General features: G+C 64.7%; 16 protein-coding genes. 5 read left to right on the forward strand and 11 right to left on the reverse strand.

Annotation, left to right across the window (positions count from 1 at the left end; translation table 11 throughout):
- Nucleotide 1: 1 nt before the first annotated feature.
- On the reverse strand, nucleotides 2-880 hold the full coding sequence (locus C4S73_RS04605; protein ID WP_160115672.1) for an alpha/beta hydrolase: 879 nt from the start codon (nucleotides 878-880) through the stop codon (nucleotides 2-4).
- 88 nt (nucleotides 881-968) lie between these two features.
- Nucleotides 969-2,669, reverse strand: a complete 1,701-nt coding sequence (locus tag C4S73_RS04610) for a thiamine pyrophosphate-binding protein (RefSeq protein ID WP_103871335.1) — start codon at nucleotides 2,667-2,669, stop codon at nucleotides 969-971.
- 165 nt (nucleotides 2,670-2,834) lie between these two features.
- On the opposite strand from C4S73_RS04610, the gene C4S73_RS04615 reads away from it, so the two are divergent.
- Nucleotides 2,835-3,554, forward strand: a complete 720-nt coding sequence (locus tag C4S73_RS04615; RefSeq protein ID WP_103871336.1) for a FadR/GntR family transcriptional regulator — start codon at nucleotides 2,835-2,837, stop codon at nucleotides 3,552-3,554.
- 31 nt (nucleotides 3,555-3,585) lie between these two features.
- Here the strand turns inward: C4S73_RS04615 and C4S73_RS04620 are convergent, their stop codons facing one another.
- The 9 genes from C4S73_RS04620 to C4S73_RS04660 all read right to left on the reverse strand — a co-directional run bounded on the left by C4S73_RS04620 (nucleotide 3,586) and on the right by C4S73_RS04660 (nucleotide 12,086).
- Nucleotides 3,586-4,419, reverse strand: a complete 834-nt coding sequence (locus tag C4S73_RS04620) for an ABC transporter permease (protein WP_244595437.1) — start codon at nucleotides 4,417-4,419, stop codon at nucleotides 3,586-3,588.
- A 34-nt stretch (nucleotides 4,420-4,453) separates the two neighbouring features.
- Nucleotides 4,454-5,398: an ABC transporter permease gene (locus tag C4S73_RS04625; protein WP_103871338.1), complete on the reverse strand. Its 945-nt coding sequence runs from the start codon at nucleotides 5,396-5,398 to the stop codon at nucleotides 4,454-4,456.
- Nucleotides 5,399-5,485: 87 nt separating this feature from the next.
- Nucleotides 5,486-7,078, reverse strand: a complete 1,593-nt coding sequence (locus tag C4S73_RS04630; protein WP_200827927.1) for an ABC transporter substrate-binding protein — start codon at nucleotides 7,076-7,078, stop codon at nucleotides 5,486-5,488.
- An 89-nt stretch (nucleotides 7,079-7,167) separates the two neighbouring features.
- Nucleotides 7,168-7,626 carry a RidA family protein gene (locus C4S73_RS04635; RefSeq protein ID WP_103871340.1) on the reverse strand — a complete coding sequence of 153 codons (459 nt, stop codon included), beginning with the start codon at nucleotides 7,624-7,626 and terminating at the stop codon, nucleotides 7,168-7,170.
- Complete coding sequence (locus C4S73_RS04640) at nucleotides 7,619-8,635, reverse strand: NAD-dependent epimerase/dehydratase family protein (RefSeq protein ID WP_103871341.1); 1,017 nt, start codon at nucleotides 8,633-8,635, stop codon at nucleotides 7,619-7,621. The genes C4S73_RS04635 and C4S73_RS04640 overlap by 8 nt, the downstream gene beginning before the upstream one ends.
- Nucleotides 8,622-9,755 carry a mandelate racemase/muconate lactonizing enzyme family protein gene (locus C4S73_RS04645; RefSeq protein WP_103871342.1) on the reverse strand — a complete coding sequence of 378 codons (1,134 nt, stop codon included), beginning with the start codon at nucleotides 9,753-9,755 and terminating at the stop codon, nucleotides 8,622-8,624. Before C4S73_RS04645 ends, C4S73_RS04640 begins: the two co-directional genes overlap by 14 nt.
- Before the next feature lie 361 nt (nucleotides 9,756-10,116).
- Nucleotides 10,117-10,782, reverse strand: coding sequence for a L,D-transpeptidase (locus C4S73_RS04650; protein ID WP_244595438.1), 666 nt, complete (start codon nucleotides 10,780-10,782; stop codon nucleotides 10,117-10,119).
- Nucleotides 10,783-11,457 carry a DsbA family protein gene (locus C4S73_RS04655; protein ID WP_425290312.1) on the reverse strand — a complete coding sequence of 225 codons (675 nt, stop codon included), beginning with the start codon at nucleotides 11,455-11,457 and terminating at the stop codon, nucleotides 10,783-10,785. It lies immediately after the preceding gene.
- Nucleotides 11,458-11,492: 35 nt separating this feature from the next.
- Entirely contained in the window at nucleotides 11,493-12,086 is a 594-nt protein-coding gene (locus tag C4S73_RS04660; RefSeq protein ID WP_146071274.1) for a thioredoxin family protein, read from the reverse strand.
- A gap of 98 nt (nucleotides 12,087-12,184) precedes the next feature.
- Here C4S73_RS04660 and C4S73_RS04665 point away from each other — a divergent pair, with 98 nt between their 5' ends.
- From C4S73_RS04665 to C4S73_RS04680, 4 genes are all read left to right on the forward strand, one after another.
- Nucleotides 12,185-12,847: a response regulator gene (locus tag C4S73_RS04665; RefSeq protein WP_103871345.1), complete on the forward strand. Its 663-nt coding sequence runs from the start codon at nucleotides 12,185-12,187 to the stop codon at nucleotides 12,845-12,847.
- Complete coding sequence (locus tag C4S73_RS04670; protein ID WP_103871346.1) at nucleotides 12,844-14,190, forward strand: ATP-binding protein; 1,347 nt, start codon at nucleotides 12,844-12,846, stop codon at nucleotides 14,188-14,190. Before C4S73_RS04665 ends, C4S73_RS04670 begins: the two co-directional genes overlap by 4 nt.
- A 214-nt stretch (nucleotides 14,191-14,404) precedes the next feature.
- Entirely contained in the window at nucleotides 14,405-15,622 is a 1,218-nt protein-coding gene (locus tag C4S73_RS04675; protein WP_103871347.1) for an MFS transporter, read from the forward strand.
- Nucleotides 15,623-15,930: 308 nt separating this feature from the next.
- A complete protein-coding gene (locus C4S73_RS04680) occupies nucleotides 15,931-16,179 on the forward strand; it encodes a hypothetical protein (RefSeq protein WP_146071275.1) in 249 nt (82 codons plus the stop codon).
- Nucleotides 16,180-16,197: the final 18 nt, after the last annotated feature.

The raw sequence follows: 16,197 nt of genomic DNA on the forward strand, positions 1-16,197 counted from the left end.
GTTATCGAGCGGGCCTGGCCCGCGCCATGACCGCGTCGAGGATCGCGCTGCCCCCATCCATGAACTCGTTCAGGATGTCGAAATGCCCCCAGCGCGGCAGCGTGCGAACCTCCGGATTCATGCCGCTGCGATGAAGGTGGTGCGAGTAGCGATAGGTCTGCTCGATCCAGTGCCAGGGTTCGAGCCCCCCGGCGAAGAGGGTGGTCGGGCATTTGACGCAGACGGGCCGGCGCTCGACATCGCGTTTCCGTGCGATCTCCTCGGTGAGGCGCACCTCCGCATTGACGCTGGTTCCCATCACCGGGCGGGGGTCGTAGATGCCGCTGATCAGGACCGCGCCGACGATGAATGCGGGATCGATGCCTTCCGCCTGCCAGTCATGCGCCATGCATTCGGCGACCAGATGCGCGCCGGCCGAGTGGCCGGAAAGGCTGATGCGGTGGGGATCGCCGCCGAACCGCGCCGCTTCGCGCCTGATCCAGCCCACGGCGGCAATCGCCGATTCCGCTACGCCGTCGAGGGTTGAAGCAGGGCAGAGTTCGTAATTGGCGATGACGACCGTGATGCCGGCCTGTACCAGCGGCGCGGCGACGAACGCGAAATTCTGCTTGTCCTGCGCCCGCCAGTACCCGCCGTGGAAGAAGACATGGACAGGGGCCGGCCCGCTCCGATCTCGAGCGGGATAGATGTCCAGCTTGCGCAGCGGATGGTCGCCATAGGCCTCATCCGCATGACGCTCGAGCTGCGACAGGGCTGCGGCGTTGGTCGCGGCCCTGCTGGCCTGCGCGTCCTTGAAATCGGGAAACGCCGCCTGCGGATTGTACTGGAACTCGTGCTCGGCAGGCGTGAGCGATGACCAGATGGGCTGCAGGACAGGCATGGGCTGTACGGAAGACATGGACTGTACGGAAGACATGGACTGTACCGAAGACATGGCGATCCTCGTTTTGGCAATGCGGCCGGGGACGTCAGTTCGCGGCTGCGAGACGGGCGAGCGATGTCTTGCGTAGCGTCGAGAGCGTGGTGCGGACCGACAAGGCCTCCGGGTCGGTTATCAACTCGATCAGCGCGCTGCCTGCCGCGCCCTGAGCGCGATCGAACGCTGCCGCGAAATCGGCGGTCGCCTCGACCCGTTCTGCGTGGAGGCCATAGGCTCTGGCGAGAGTTACGAAATCGGGATTGGTCAGCGCGGTGCCGCTTTCGCGCGTCGGATAGTGTCGCTCCTGATGCATGCGGATAGTGCCGTACATCCCGTTGTTCACGACGATGAAGAGGATTTTCAGCCCGTATTGTGCGGCTGTGGCCAGTTCCTGGCCGTTCATCATAAAGCAGCCGTCGCCCGCAACCGACACCACCTCCCGCTTCGGGAAAGCGAGCTTGGCGGCAATCGCCGCGGGAACGCCATAGCCCATGGCGCCCGACGTTGGCGCAAGCTGAGTGCGGTAGGTCGTGAAATGCCAGTGGCGATGCAGCCAGCCGGTATAGTTTCCCGCTCCCGAGCACATGACTGTGTCCGGGGGAAGCGCGGCCCGCAATTGCACGATGACCTCGCCGAGATTGACGCCGCCGGGCTGTTGCGTTGGGGCAAGGCTCGCCTCGTAGTCGGCGCGGCAGGCGCGCGCCCAATCGGCCCAGACCGGTGCAGCCACAGGGGGCTTTGCCGCGAGCGCCGCGATCACGGTCGGGGCGGCTGCGTTCACCGGCAGGTCGGCCTGATAGACGCGGCCGAGTTCGTTCGGGTCGGGATGGACATGGACCAGAGATTGCTGCGCAAGGCGAGGCGGCGTGAGCAGGGTGTAGCCCGCCGTCGTCATCTCGCCGAGTCGTGGCCCGAGCACGAGCAGAAGATCCGCCTCGCCGAGCCGCTTGGCCAGGCTCGGTTCGGCACCGATGCCGAAATGTCCGACGAAGCAGGGTTCCCGGTTCGGCAGGTAGTCCTGGCAACGCAGCGACACGGCGACCGGCAACTGGTTCTGGCCGGCGAAGGCGACAAGGTCGCGCCCGGCCTGTTCCGTCCAGCCACCACCGCCGGCAATGACTAACGGCCGCTTGGCTCCGGCGATCAGCGTCATGATGTCGTCGACCTGGTCGGTCCGAGGTCCTGCCGGGATCGGCTCTGCGCGGCGCCCGAGATCGACCGTCCCGTCGACCAGATCGTCGAGCATGTCCTCCGGAAGCGCCAGCACCACTGGGCCAGGGCGGCCGGCCATCGCCGTCTGGAAAGCGCGATGCAGATATTCGGGTATCCGCGCGGCATCGTCGATCTGGGCCACCCATTTCGCCAGCGGCGCGAACATGGCGCGGAAATCGACCTCCTGAAACCCCTCTCGATCGGAGAAGGAGCGCGCGACCTGACCGATGAAAAGGATCATCGGCGTGGAGTCCTGGAACGCCGTGTGGACGCCGATCGAGGCATTGGTCGCGCCCGGCCCGCGGGTGACGAAACAGATGCCGGGACGCCCGGTCAGCTTGCCATGGGCTTCCGCCATGTTGGCGGCGCCCCCTTCCTGACGACAGACAACAAGTTGTATCTGGTCGCGCGTGTCGTGGAGAGCGTCCAGAACCGCGATGTAGCTTTCACCGGGCACGCAGAACACGCGGTCGACCCCCTGGAGCTGCAGGCAGTCCACCAGAATTTGTGCGCCGGTCCGGCTCTCTCGTTTCGCCATGCGAATGTCCTCACGCTTCCTCAAGCCATTGCTGAACCAATACCATCCAATCCAAACCAATGGCTACCGATTTTCCACTCGGCTACCGCGCCACGATGACTTTTGAACATTTGGTTCAAATGCTGTATCGATAACGCGCATTGGCGGGACCAAACCAAACCAAACATGATCGATAATCTGGCCAGACATCCGGACGAGACCAGTTCGCGCCTGAAATCCGACTCCGACAGCCTGGCTATCTATGAGAGCCTGAGAAGTTCGATCGTCGATGGGCAGCTGCGCACCGGAACCCGGTTGCCTACCGAGCGCGCTCTGGCCTCGCGCTTTGGCGCGGCACGCAACACCGTGCGTAGAACGATGAACCAGCTCGCCGATGAGGGGTTGATCGAGCGTCATGTCGGGCGCGGAACCTTCGTCGCCCGCAGCAAGGCCAGCGGCGCCTCGGAGGCCGCAGCGGAGCCCAATTTCAGCCTCGGCGAGTTGCTCGAGGCGCGGCTGATGTTCGAGCCGACGCTGGCGGAATTGGTCGCGGAACGAGCGACTGATGAAGACCTCGCGGCCCTCTCGACCTATCTGGAAGCGCTGCGCAATGCCACGAGCTGGAGCGAGTTCAAGGAGGCGAAATACGCGCTCCATCTCGCCATCATCCGTGCCTCCCGCAACAGCTTTCTGATCTCTGTTTTCGAGCAGATCATCGCGTCGCGGCGCAAGGCGGGCTGGGGCCGGCCCGGAGGGCATCCGCTGCCAATCAGCGCCGTCCGTGAGGCAGCCGCACGCGACAATGCCGCGATCATCGATGCGCTGAGACTGCGCGACGCGGTCAAGGCGCGCGAGCTCATCAGCGGTTATCTCCTGCGTACGCTGATGTCGGTCAGCGAGAGCTGAGACCAGCCCCACTTCTGGGAACGGTCCCGCGTCAGCGCCGATCCATCTGCCGCTGCAGGCCGCGGCCAACCAGCATCAGCGCCAGCGCCGTCACCAGGATGGCGAGACCGGGAAAGGCCGACATCCACGGCGCCAGCAGGATGTAATCCTTGCCTTGCTGCAAGATGGCGCCCCAATCCGGCGTGGGAGGCTGCACGCCCAGACCCAGAAAGCCGAGCGCCGACTGGATCTGCAGCATAAGCGGAAACAGCACCATGCATTGGACGAGAATGACCGGCACCACGTTGCGCGCGACGTGCCGGAAAAGAACCAGGGGCTCCGACATGCCGATGCTGCGGGCCGCCTCGACATAGGTCAGGCTGGCCTCTGCCATAGCGCCCGAGCGCGCGATACGGAAGAACAACGGCACATAGACGACTGTCAGCGCCAGCACGAGATTGATGGTGTTCGGGCCGAGTATGCCGGTCACCATGACGCCGAAGATGATGGGTGGAAAGCTCAGGAGCACGTCGATCAGGCGGCCGAGCAGCATGTCGATGCGCCCGCCGATGAAGCCCGACACCAATCCAAGCGCGCCGCCGATCGCCGCCGCCGCGAACAGGGCCGAGGCACAGATCGAAAGCGTGATGCGCGCGCCGTGCACGACACGCGCGAGAACGTCGCGGCCGACATCGTCCGTGCCGAAAGGATGCGCCGAGGAAGGCGCTTCCATCGCTTTATCCACGTTGATGGCCAGCGGCGAATGAGCCGTGAACAGGCCGGGGAACAGCACGACCAGCAGCACCAATGCGAGCAGGACCAGGCCGAACGCCAGATCGGGCTGACGCCGCAAGCGGGCGGCGGCCGTCGACAAGCGGCCGAGCATGGATTTTGGCATCCCGGATTTGCTCATGACGGACCTAGCTCAGCCGAACGCGGGGATCGATGATCCGATAGGAGAGATCAACGGCAAGATTGACGAGCATGGCGATGACGACGACCGCCAGCAGGCCGGCCTGGAGAACGGGATAGTCGCGTGTCTCGATCGAGGACAGGAGCAGCCGGCCGAGGCCCGGCAAGGCAAACAGGCTTTCGATGATCACCGCACCCCCGAGGATCTGAATCAGGATCAGGCCCATGAAGGTGACCAGCGGAATCGCGATATTGCGCAGCAGATGCTTGAAGAAGATGACGCGCGTCGACACGCCTTTGGCGATCGCGGTACGCACGTAATCCTGCCCAAGGGCGGAAATGATGCTCTGCCGGACGAACTGGCTGTAGGCGGCGGCCTGCAGCAGGGCGAGGCTTAGCACCGGCAAGGCCATGATCGACAGGTTCTCGAAAAGCGATTGCGTCGGCGGCACGTACATGAGCGGCGGAGACCAGTCGAAACCGGAGGAAACGCCGACCAGCAGCATCAGCCCGATCCAGAACACGGGCGCCGCCAGCCCGAGCAGGTTGAGGGCCTGGACGGTGCGATCGATCGCGCCCCCCTCATGCATCGCGGCGAGGATACCGAGCGGGACGCCGATCAGGGTCGCCAGAAACAGCGTTGCGAAAGCAAGCTGGATGGTCACTGCCAGCGCAGCGCCGATCATGCCGAGAACGGGCTGCCCGCGTGTCCAGCTCGTGCCGAAATCAGCCGTGAGGACGCGCGCGAGCCAGCCGAAATACTGTCGCCAGATCGGCTGATCGAGACCGAAGAATTCGCGTAGCGCCTTGGCGGCGACGGGGTCGCTGGTCTGCCCGAGCATCTGCCCCACGACATCGCCCGGCACCGAGCGCACCAGCAGAAAGACCACCAGCGAGGCCAGCAACGCTGTCACCGCCGAGGCGGCCAGCCGTTTCGCGAGATAGATCGCCATAAAATCCGCAACTCCCGAACTTCGATGGCAAGGGGCATCGCCCCTTGCCGGAATTGAGACGCGGCGCCCGCCGCATGAGAGGCGCGATCAGGCGATCCAGGCGCGCGCCAGGCCGTAATACCAGCCGGTCGGGTGCTGGTCATAGTTGCGGACCTTGTCGTTCCTGACCACCATATGGTCGGCCGAGAACAGCATGATCGTCGGCACGCTTTCGGCCATGACCTGCTGATAGCGGGTGTAGATCTCACGCCGCTTGGCGGGATCGTTCTCGGTGCGTCCCTCGTCGAGCAGGGCGCTGGCCTTGTCGTTCTTCCAGTTCCGGAAATCCGCGCCTTCCGGCGCCTTGTGGAAATGCCGGTAGAACAGCAGATTCGGGTCGGGGACGGTCGCCCAGTCGTTGAAGGTGAAACCCATCTGCTTCGACTGGAAGTTTTTCACCCAGACGCCAAGTTCCACACGCTGGATCGAGAGATTGATGCCGATCTTGCCGAGTTGCTCGCGCAAGGTGACGGCGGCAGCATCCATCCAGTCATAGCCGATGATCGAGGTCAGCGTCAGCGCGAAGCCGTCGGGATGGCCGGCCTCGGCCAGAAGCTTCCTGGCGGCGGCGATATCGACTTTCTGGTTGGGCAGCTTGTCGAGCGGAACACCCCAGCTCTCCTGCATGCCGGCAACCATCGTGCCGATGACGTTGCCGAGCCCGCCAATCGAGGCGCGCATGATCTCGTCCTTGTCGACGGCAAGCGAGATGGCGCGGCGCACCCGCTCATCGTCGAGCGGCTTCAATTCGGCCCCCAGATCGATGGCCTTCTGGTTGAAGGATGGCTTGCGCTCGACCACCAGCCCGGCGACGCCCTCGACCTGCTTGACGTCCTGGGGACGGGCCAGCGTGGCAATGTCGATGCGCTTGTTGCGCAGGCCCACCAGCAGGCTCGCCGCATTCGGCACGAAGACGAAGTTGATGCGGTCGAGATAGGGGACGCCTGGCTCCCAATAATCGGCATTGCGGACAAGTGTCGCGTTGCTGTTGGGCTTGAACTCCGCAAGCTTGAAGGGGCCCGTTCCGACGCTGGCCTGATTGAGCTTGGTCTTGGCGTCGGCGGCCTCGAAATATCCGGCCGGAACCACGCCGCCATATTTGTTGCCGAGCGTCATCGGCAGCGCAGCGTTCGGCGCCGAGATGGTGATCTTGACGGTCAGCTCGTCGGTCGGCTCGATCGCGGTGATCATGGCGAAATCGCCAGCACCGGGCGAGCCGTTCTTGGCGTCGCGGATGTAGTTGTAGCTATAAGCCACGTCCTTGGCGGTCATCGCCTCGCCGGAGTGGAACTTCACCCCTTTGCGCAGGCGGATCGTGTAGACGAGCCGGTCGCTGGACAGATCGAAGCCTTCCGCAAGCAGCGGCATCGCCGTGCCGTCAGGGCTTTCATAGAATAGGCCCTGATAGATCAGCACGGTCAGCCGGATGCGGGCATCGGCGGCCTGATGAAACGGGTCGAGGCCTGGCGGCTCCACGAGCAGCCCCATATTGAGAGTGCCGCCCGATTTCGCGTCGGCCGCTTTCGGGCCATAGAGATCGGCAGCGGCAGCCGGGCGGATGATCGCAGCAGCCGCAGCCAGCCCGCCCATCGCCAGCAAAGTGCGGCGGTCGATCAAACCGAACATATCAGAACTGGACATGGTCTTTCCCCTTATCGGGCTTCGGTTCGGACCGGTGTGATCCTGGGATCGCCGGGCGCCCTTGGCCGGTCTCCCGTCAGTCGGCGGCATCAATCGCGATAAGCCACCACCATCTCGATCTCGACGGCGGCATCGCGCGGCAGTTCGGCCACGCCAACGGCAGAGCGTGCATGCCGACCCGCTTCGCCCAGGATTTCGCCCAGCAGATCGGATGCGGCATCCAGAACCTTGGGCTGATCGTTGAAGCCGGCCGCCGAAGCGACGAAGCCCGTCACCTTGAGAACGCGCTCGATCCGGTCGAGCGAGCCGAGCGCCTGCTTGAGACAGGCCAATCCCTGCAGAATACAGATGCGCGCTTCTCCGCGCGCCGTTTCCAGGGAAACGGCTCCGCCGGCCTTGCCCCGAGTCCGCACCTCGCCATCGACCTTTGGAAGCTGGCCCGCGACATAGGCGATACCCCGGTGCAAGGTCACCGGCACATAATTGAAGGAAGGGGACGCGGCCTCCGGCAGGACGATGCCGAGTTCGACGAGGCGCTGCTCAATCATGGGCCTGTTCCGCTTCCGGGGAGAGAAGATCGTCGACGAGACCGCCAAGATCGTATCGAGGCGTGAACTTCGTTTCGTTGGCAAACCGGCTGCCATCGGCCAGCGGTAGAAGCAGCGCCGGCTCGATCTGGTCGAACACGATGTCTGCCCCGGGTCGCCGGGCGCGGACAGCCTCGATGATATCGACGATGCTCGCCTCGAAGCCCTTGATGTTATAGGCCGACCTGACCGGCCCGGGCTGGCGCAGGATGGCCAGCATCGCGGCGGCGGCATCAACCACATGCATCAGGTCGATCTGCCGATCGTGAAACGTCACGCGCGCCGGACGGTTCTCGCGCGCAGCCGCAAAGACCTCGGAAATCGAGCTCGCCGCGCCCTGATACCAGAGCCCGGGGCCGAGGATCAGCGGTAGCCGCATGCTGACGATCTCGACGCCGTGCCTTCGTATCATGAAGTCGGAGAGCACCTCGGCCATCTGCTTGGTCACGCCATAGACGGTGGTCGGGGCGCAGATATCGTCTTCATCGACATGGCTCGTCGCATAGGCCGATGCCGGGCCATAGACCACTGCCGAACCGGTCCAGACGATACGACTGACGCCCGCCCGGCAGGCGGCTTCGACCAGCCTGCCATGCCCTCGGACATTGACCTCGAAGGCGGCGTCGGACTCGGCCTCTCCCGCACGCATCAGGCCTTGCCTGCCGACGCTATGCGCCACACATGAAATCACCTGCGTCGGTTTGAACTGCGAAAAAGCTGCATCAAGAGCATCGTGGTCGCTGATGGAGCCCTCGAAGACCTCGTAGCGGCCGGCCATGTCGGCAAGCCTGTCTTCCGGCATGGCAGGCCCGAACAGAACCGGCATATGACCCGCATGGATAAGAGCGCGCACGACATGGGAGCCGACGAAGCCCAGCCCACCGGCGACCAGCACGACGCCGGCCTTTGCAGGCGCCGAGACAATGGAGCGGGCCGGCAGGGCGATATCGATTGCATCAACGGAGGACATGGCGCTCCACCTCGTTCCAGTCGATTTCGATACCCAGACCTGGTGCGTCCGGGACCACGATGACGCCGCCTGCCTGCGCGAGGGGGTTGCGAAGGATCGAATCCCGCAACGGGTTGCTGCCCAGATCGTATTCGACCAGGTTCGGCCGCGGGATATTGCTGGAATGCGGGTAGACCGGCAGCGACGCGACGAAATGGACGGCTGCGGCCAGCCCGACGCCGGTGCCCCAGACATGCGGCGACAGCCGCAGATGCTCCATCATGGCGAGTTGAGCGATCTGGCGGCCTTGCCAGAATCCGCCGCAGAGCGAGAGATCGGGCTGCACGACATCGACTGCGCGACGATCGATCAACCGCTTGAAATCGAAAGCGGTGTAGAGCGCCTCGCCGGTCGCGATCGGCACCGGGCTCCAGCGCTGCAGCAGCTCATAGCCAGAAAAATCCTGAGGGGCCAAGGGCTCCTCGACCCAGCCGATATTATATGGCGCCATTCGCGTGATGCTCTCGCGCGCGACATCCAGCGTGTAGTTGGAATTGATATCGACCAGGATTTCGACGTCGGAGCCGAGGATGCGGCGGGCCGCAGCCACGCGCTCCTCGTCATTGGCTGGGGAGACGCCGATCTTGATCTTGACCGAGCGATGACCAGCCTTGGCCATGGCCTCGATCTGAGGCTCGAAATCGCGCGCGCTGTTTTCGGTGAGATAGCAACCCGAGGCATAGATCTGCACTTCGTTGGCCTGCTTGCCGCCGATCAACCGGTTCACCGGCAGACCCAGCACTTTGCCGGCCGCATCCTTGGCGGCCATGTCGATGCCGGAAATGCACCAGGTCATGGGGCCCTGCACGCCGAAGTGGTAATGCCGGGCCAGCATCAGCGAATAGGCGTGCTCGACATCGTGCACATTGGTTCCAACCAGATAGCTCTTCACGAGCGGCAGCATGGCCAGATTGACCTGCGGCATGCCCCAGCATTCGCCGATGCCTTCGGTCCCATCGGCGAGACGCAGACGAACCAGCGTCGTCGCCCGCGCCGTCGCAAGCGACTTCGCCATTCCGTAGGCGCTGCCGGCGGGAAGCTGCGCTTGCAGCGGAATGAACGAGATGTCGTCGATAACCATGCGCCCTCGCATGCCGCCACCGCAGCCAATGCAGATCAATTCAGGCCAATGTTGAACCAATTCGCGAACGAGCGCAACAGCCGCATAGGGCCGGGCTGTTAAATCCGCTCGATGTTTGGAGGCCGACCGTCAGCCGGGACGGCAACGCCCAATCCCGGCCAGTATCGATTGCCGAAGGACGTATCGGGGCGGCCGCTAGTTGTGAGCTCTCAACAGGTTGTCCATCCGGTCCTGCCATGCGCCCGAAGAGCTTCGACAGATGCGCCTGGTCGGCCAGACCGCAGAGCAGAGGACAAACGAGCGCGGTTTCCAGTCACCGGCCAATCGCCGACAGGAGTGACCGCGCCCTCCGGCCCGCTTATCAGAGAACCACCACCTTCGATCCGTCGGCGATGCGGTTATAGAGGTCGATGACGTCCTGGTTCATCATGCGGATGCAGCCCGAGGATACCGCTTCGCCGATCGTCCAGGGCTCGTTCGTGCCGTGGATGCGATAGAGCGTGTCCCGGCCGTTCTTGAACAGGTAGAGCGCGCGTGCGCCAAGCGGGTTGCTGGCTCCGCCCTCCATTCCGCCGGCCCAGCGGGCGTAGCGCTTGGGCTCGCGCCGGATCATGTCCTGCGTCGGCGTCCAGCGCGGCCATTGCCGCTTGTGATTGACGGTCGCCGTGCCGGAGAACTCAAGCCCGGCCTTGCCGACGCCGACGCCATAGCGCAGGGCCTTGCCGCCTTCCTGGACCAGATAGAGGAAGCGTTCGTGGGGATCGATGATCACGGTGCCTGGCTGGTGCTTGGTCTGGTAGTCGACGAGCTGGCGCATGTTCTGCGGCTCGAGATCGGCCAGCGAGACAGCCGGGACGCGGAATTTCTCCGTGGTCACGGCCGCATAGCGCGCGTCCTGGAGAGGCTCGGCCCTGGAAAGGGCTGCGTTACCCATGACGGCAGGAGCGGTCGTGGTGCAGCCGGCCATGAAGGCCGACACCGCGCAGGCTGCGACGATCTTCTTCACTGAAGCGAGCGGGGAGGTCATTCAGCGGGCCGCCTGCTTGCCGCGCGCATCGGCGACGACCTGCTTGAACCCTTCATAGTCCAGCGCCGATGTCCTGAAAGGTCCGACCAGATAGGCGGGCGTGCCCTGCAAGCCGATCGATTCGGCCTGGGCCAGATTGCGCTTCAGCAGGGTCGTGATCGCTTCGCTGTTGGCGGTCAGATCGGCCTGGAGCCGGGTCATGTCGATGCCGGACGCCTCGACCGCTGCCAGCATCGTCTCCTTCGTGACCCTTCGACCGGAAATGCCCATCAGCGCCTTGTGGGCGGTGTCGTAGCGGCCCTGATATTTCGCTGCGAGCGCGAGTTGCGCCCCATAGACCGAGGCGTCCGACAGGACCGGCCAATCCTTGTAGACGAGGCGGATCTTGCCGTCGGTCTTGACGATGCGCTCGAGATCCGGCGCCGATTTCTTGCAGAACGGGCAGTTGTAATCGAGGAAGGCGACGATGGTGACGTCGCCTTTCGGATTGCCGGAGACGGGCGCATCGGGATCGTTGAGGATCGCCTCGACATCCATCTCCTGCGCCTGCGCCGGCCCAAGCGACAGAGCGGCCAGCGATGTGGCGGCCAGCATCGAGACGTGAAGGAAGGAACGGCGGCTGGGAGGCGTGTAGCTGGGAGACATGGAGCCGGGAGGCATGGAGCAGGAAGACATGGGCAAGTCCTTGGTGAATGCGATGAGGCCTGGGTTCAGGCGGGTTCGGCAAAGGGCAGAAGCCGCGCGACCATGGCGTCGGCGCTGATGCGGCCGACCGAGCGGGTGTCGGGAAGCTCCCGGCCGGTTCTGGTGTCGGCGATGAACAGCGTCGGCGGCCCTTCGGCGTCGAGATGGCGCAGCAGGGTGCGGCTGTCGGCGTCCATGGCGGTCACGTCGACGCGGATGAAAGCGAGCTGGCCGAGCAGCGTCAGAACGCGAGGGTCGACGAAGACGGTGCGGTCCAGCACCTTGCAGACCGCGCACCATTCGGCGCCGATATCGATGAGCGCGACCTTGCTTCGGCGGCGCGCGAGGCGCAGTGCGTCGCGATAGTCGGAGATGCTGCGTGCCGTGGCGAGACCGGCGGTATCCGTTGCCAGGGCAGTCCCAGCTGCGAGAGCGCTGCCGGCGAGCATCGGCAGGCCGACGCATATCGCCCTTCGAAGCGCGGATATCTGCGCGGTGTCGCTGCTGCCTTCGATCGTGGTATCGGGCGCGGGTGGCTGTGAGCGTGCGGGCCACGCCGATGCCGCCCATTCGCGGCAAAGCCAGTAGAATCCGTGATGGTCTCGGGAAATCCCGTTCAATGTCGCCGTCTCCGCCGCTCTGTGGCGGGGGCTGTCGGAACTTCACCTTAAGCCAGCCTTAAGGCTGGCCCGGCAGGTCGCGATCGAAGGAGACGCCGATGCGCATTCTCGTGGTGGAGGACGACCCGGTTCTGGCCGATGGGCTCAAGGTCGGGCTCGCGCTGGCTGGGATGACGGTCGATGGCGTCGCCAACTGTGTCGACGCGCGGGCTGCGCTGGCGGCATCCGAATTCGATGCCGTGGTGCTGGACCTGATGCTGCCCGATGGTTCGGGTCTCGACGTGCTGCGCGCGCTGCGCGCCGGCGGCGACCGCACCCCGGTGCTTCTGCTGACCGCGCTCGACGAACTTCCCGACCGCATCAAGGGCCTCGACACCGGCGCCGACGATTATCTCGGCAAGCCTTTCGATCTCGACGAACTCGGCGCGCGCGTGCGTGCCATCGTCAGGCGTGGCAACGGCCGGGCGGCGCCATGTCTCGTCACGGGCGGAATTATGCTCGACCCGGCGACGATGACGGTGACGCTGCATGGCGAGCCGGTGTCGCTGTCGCGCCGGGAGTTCGCCGTGCTGGCAGCCCTGATGGAGCGACCGGGCACGATCCGCTCGAAAGGCGAGATCGAGGACCGGCTCTATGGCTGGCAGGAGGAGGTCGAGAGCAACGCGGTCGAGGTGCATGTCCATAATCTGCGCAACAAGGTCGGGCGCGAGACCATCGAGACCGTGCGCGGCATCGGCTACAAGATGAGGGCGGTGCCATGACATCCTTGCGCGGAAGGCTGTTCGCCATCCTGCTGGCGGCAACGGGGCTGATCTGGCTGAGCGCCGTGATCTGGGTCTATGCCGGCACGAAGGCCGAACTCGAACATGTGCTCGACACCCGCCTGCAAGAGGCCGCCCGCATGGTGAACTCGCTGGTGGCGACCGCGGACATGGCTGCGGGGGGCACCGTGCTGCCCAGCTTGCAACTGGACGCCGCCAATTACGAGCGCCAGCTCTCCTGCCAGATCTGGTCGATCGACGGCCGTTTGATGGCGCGCTCGAGCGGCGCTCCCGATGGCCGCCTGACCGAGGTGACGTCAGGCTTCTCGGACCGGGTCGTCGATGGTGAATCCTGGCGGGTCTACGCGATCGAGAACAGCGCAACCGGCGCGCGGGTCATGGTCGGCGACCGGCTCGGCCTGCGCGACCGCCTCGTCGCCGACCTGATCAAGGGCGTGCTGGCGCCGGCCCTGCTCACGGTCCCGCTGCTGGGCCTCATGATCTGGCTATGCCTTGGCCGGGGGCTGCTGCCGCTGCGGACGATGGCCGGGGAGCTGCGGAAACGCGACGCCGACGACATGAGCCCGATCGCGACGGGCGATGCGCCAGCGGAAGTCCGGCCGCTCATTGCCGCGCTGAACGGGCTTTTCGGCAAGGTCGACGCCGCGCGCCGGCATGAGCGGGAGGTCACCGCCTTCGCAGCCCATGAACTGCGCACGCCGCTCGCGGGGCTGAAGACGCAGGCCCAGATCGCCCTGGCCGCGCCCGATGCCGCTGTCCGGAACGGGGCGCTGCAGCAGATCATCGTCTCGGTCGATCGCACGGCACGTCTCATGCGCCAGTTGCTGGTGCTGGCAAAGCTCGATGCCGGCGAGATGCCGGACGGCGGCGAAACTGTGAATGTCGGGCATCTTCTGGACGAGATCGCGGCGGCTGCGACCTCCAATGGTGCGCATATCGAGATCGACGCCAGCCTGCATGGCCGCGACATTCGCGCCGACCGGGAACTGCTGACACTGGCGCTGCGCAATCTCCACGAGAATGCCGTGCAGCATATGTCGGCTGGCGGAACGGTGCGTTGGCGCGCTGCTTCCGGAAAAGTGGGTTTCGAGGTCGAGGATGAGGGTCCAGGCATTCCCGAGGAGGAGCTGCCATTCGTCACACGACGCTTCTTCCGGGGGCGGCACAAGAGTGCGGTTGGAACAGGGTTGGGACTGGCCATCGCGGATGCGGCGGCCAGGCGTCTGGGTGGAACGCTCGTCCTGGCGAACCGCGACGACCGAAGCGGAGTGCGGGCGACGCTCACTTTGCCTCAAACGGCTTCGGTCCCGCTGCGACCATAGGCCCGATGCGATGTCGAGATCGACCGACGCAAATCCGCTCTGCGTTCTACCTCTCTCGTCGGCTAAGCGCTGCGTGATAAGTTCGATGATGAAGCCATCCTGATTCCGTCTTCAGCACAACTATCCTGCCGGCCTTTTCGACTGTCGCATCCTGTCCGGGCAAGCCAGCCCCGGCTCATGCGCCGGGCCAACCGGCAACCGCGCGAGAAATTCGATGAATCTCAACAGCCCGGTCAGCGTCTCCCAGCGCGCCGCCATGCCCGTGCTGATCGCGCTGAGCGCGACGCATCTGCTGAACGACATGATCCAGTCGCTGATCCCGGCGATCTACCCGATCATCAAGACGGCCTATGCGCTGGATTTCGGCCAGATCGGTTTGATCACGCTGACCTTTCAGGTCACGGCGTCGTTGCTGCAGCCGGCTGTCGGCTACTACACGGACCGCAATCCGATGCCGTATTCGATGGTCGCCGGCATGGGCTTCAGCCTGGTTGGTCTGATTGGGCTCGCTTATGCCGGAAGTTACGCGCTGCTGCTGGTCGCCGCGGGCTGCGTCGGTTTGGGTTCGTCGATCTTTCATCCAGAGGCGACGCGGATGGCCCGCAATGCGTCGGGCGGGCAGCACGGACTGGCTCAGGGCATCTTTCAGGTCGGTGGTCAGACAGGCGGCGCGCTCGGCCCCTTGCTGGCCGCCTTCGTGATCGTGCCGAGGGGGCAGGGCAGTCTGGCCTGGTTCTCGTTCGCGGCGCTGGTCGCGATGATGCTGATGGTCTGGACGGCCGGACGATATGCGCTGCTTCAAAAGCAGCAGAAGGCGAAGCCAATCGCCGGTCTGTCGGCTGGGTCGACGACGCCGCACAAGCGTCCGTTGCCGGTCGTCATCCTCGCGATAACGATCCTCGTCATCCTGCTGTTCTCGAAGAACGCCTATTCGGCCAGCTTCAGCTCGTTCTACACGTTCTACCTGATCGGGAAGTTCGGGGTTTCGGTCCAGACCTCGCAAGTCATGCTGTTCCTGTTCCTGGCGTCTTCGGCTGCCGGCGCGTTGGGCGGCGGCATGCTGGGCGACAGGATCGGGCGCAACAAGATCATCTGGTTTTCGATCCTGGGGGCCCTGCCGTTCACGCTGGTGCTGCCATTCGCCGACTTGTTCTGGACGGGCGTGCTGACCGTCATCATCAACCTGATCATGTCGAGCGCCTTTGCCGCCATCCTGATCTACGCGATGGAGCTTCTGCCCGGCCGGATCGGGCTGATCGGTGGATTGTTCTACGGGCTGTCATTTGGCCTGGGCGGGATCGCCGCCGCCATCCTGGGAGAGTTCGCGGACCGGCTCGGTATCGAGGCCGTCTACCGCATCTGCTCGTTTCTCCCCGCCATCGGGCTTCTGGCCTGGTTCCTGCCGAAAATGACGGAGGAACGCGCTTCGTGAGGGCACGCTGTGTTTTCGTGGAGACGCGGGTCATCCCGGCCGGAGCGAAGCGCAGAGCCGGGATCCATGCCTGAATATCGACCGCAAGCGCTCCGGAATGGATCCCGGGTCAAGCCCGGGATGACTGCGTGTTTCCGAGTGAAATCAGCAATCTCCAAGGCCGCGCTCTGAGGGCCGGGGAGGTTTGATCGCAGACGGCTTTCCTTGACGCAAATCAACCGTCTCACGTTTGTGATCGGCGGCATCAGGCCGCCGACTTGCGAACCGCGCCTGTCTCTTGTCTGTTAGAAAAAACGCAGGAGGAGACGATGCCGGTTCCTTCCATGCGCGGCGTTCCCGGAGCGCCCGCGCTTCTCGATTCCGTCTATGAAAAGGCCTGGGCGGAGATTTGTGCCCGCGGCCGGTTCGTTTCCGACGGCGAGAGCAACCGGGAATGGCTCGGCTATATCATCATCGGGCTTTCAATCGCCGGTATTCCCGGCGATCTCGCCGGGATGGCGGTCGACCAGTTTGTCGCGACCGTGCCGCCATTGGCGCCGCTCGAACCTCGCGCATAACCGCTTGCCGCCGGGCTC

The sequence above is a fragment of the Allobosea lathyri genome, from assembly GCF_900108245.1.
Taxonomy (GTDB): domain Bacteria; phylum Pseudomonadota; class Alphaproteobacteria; order Rhizobiales; family Beijerinckiaceae; genus Allobosea; species Allobosea lathyri.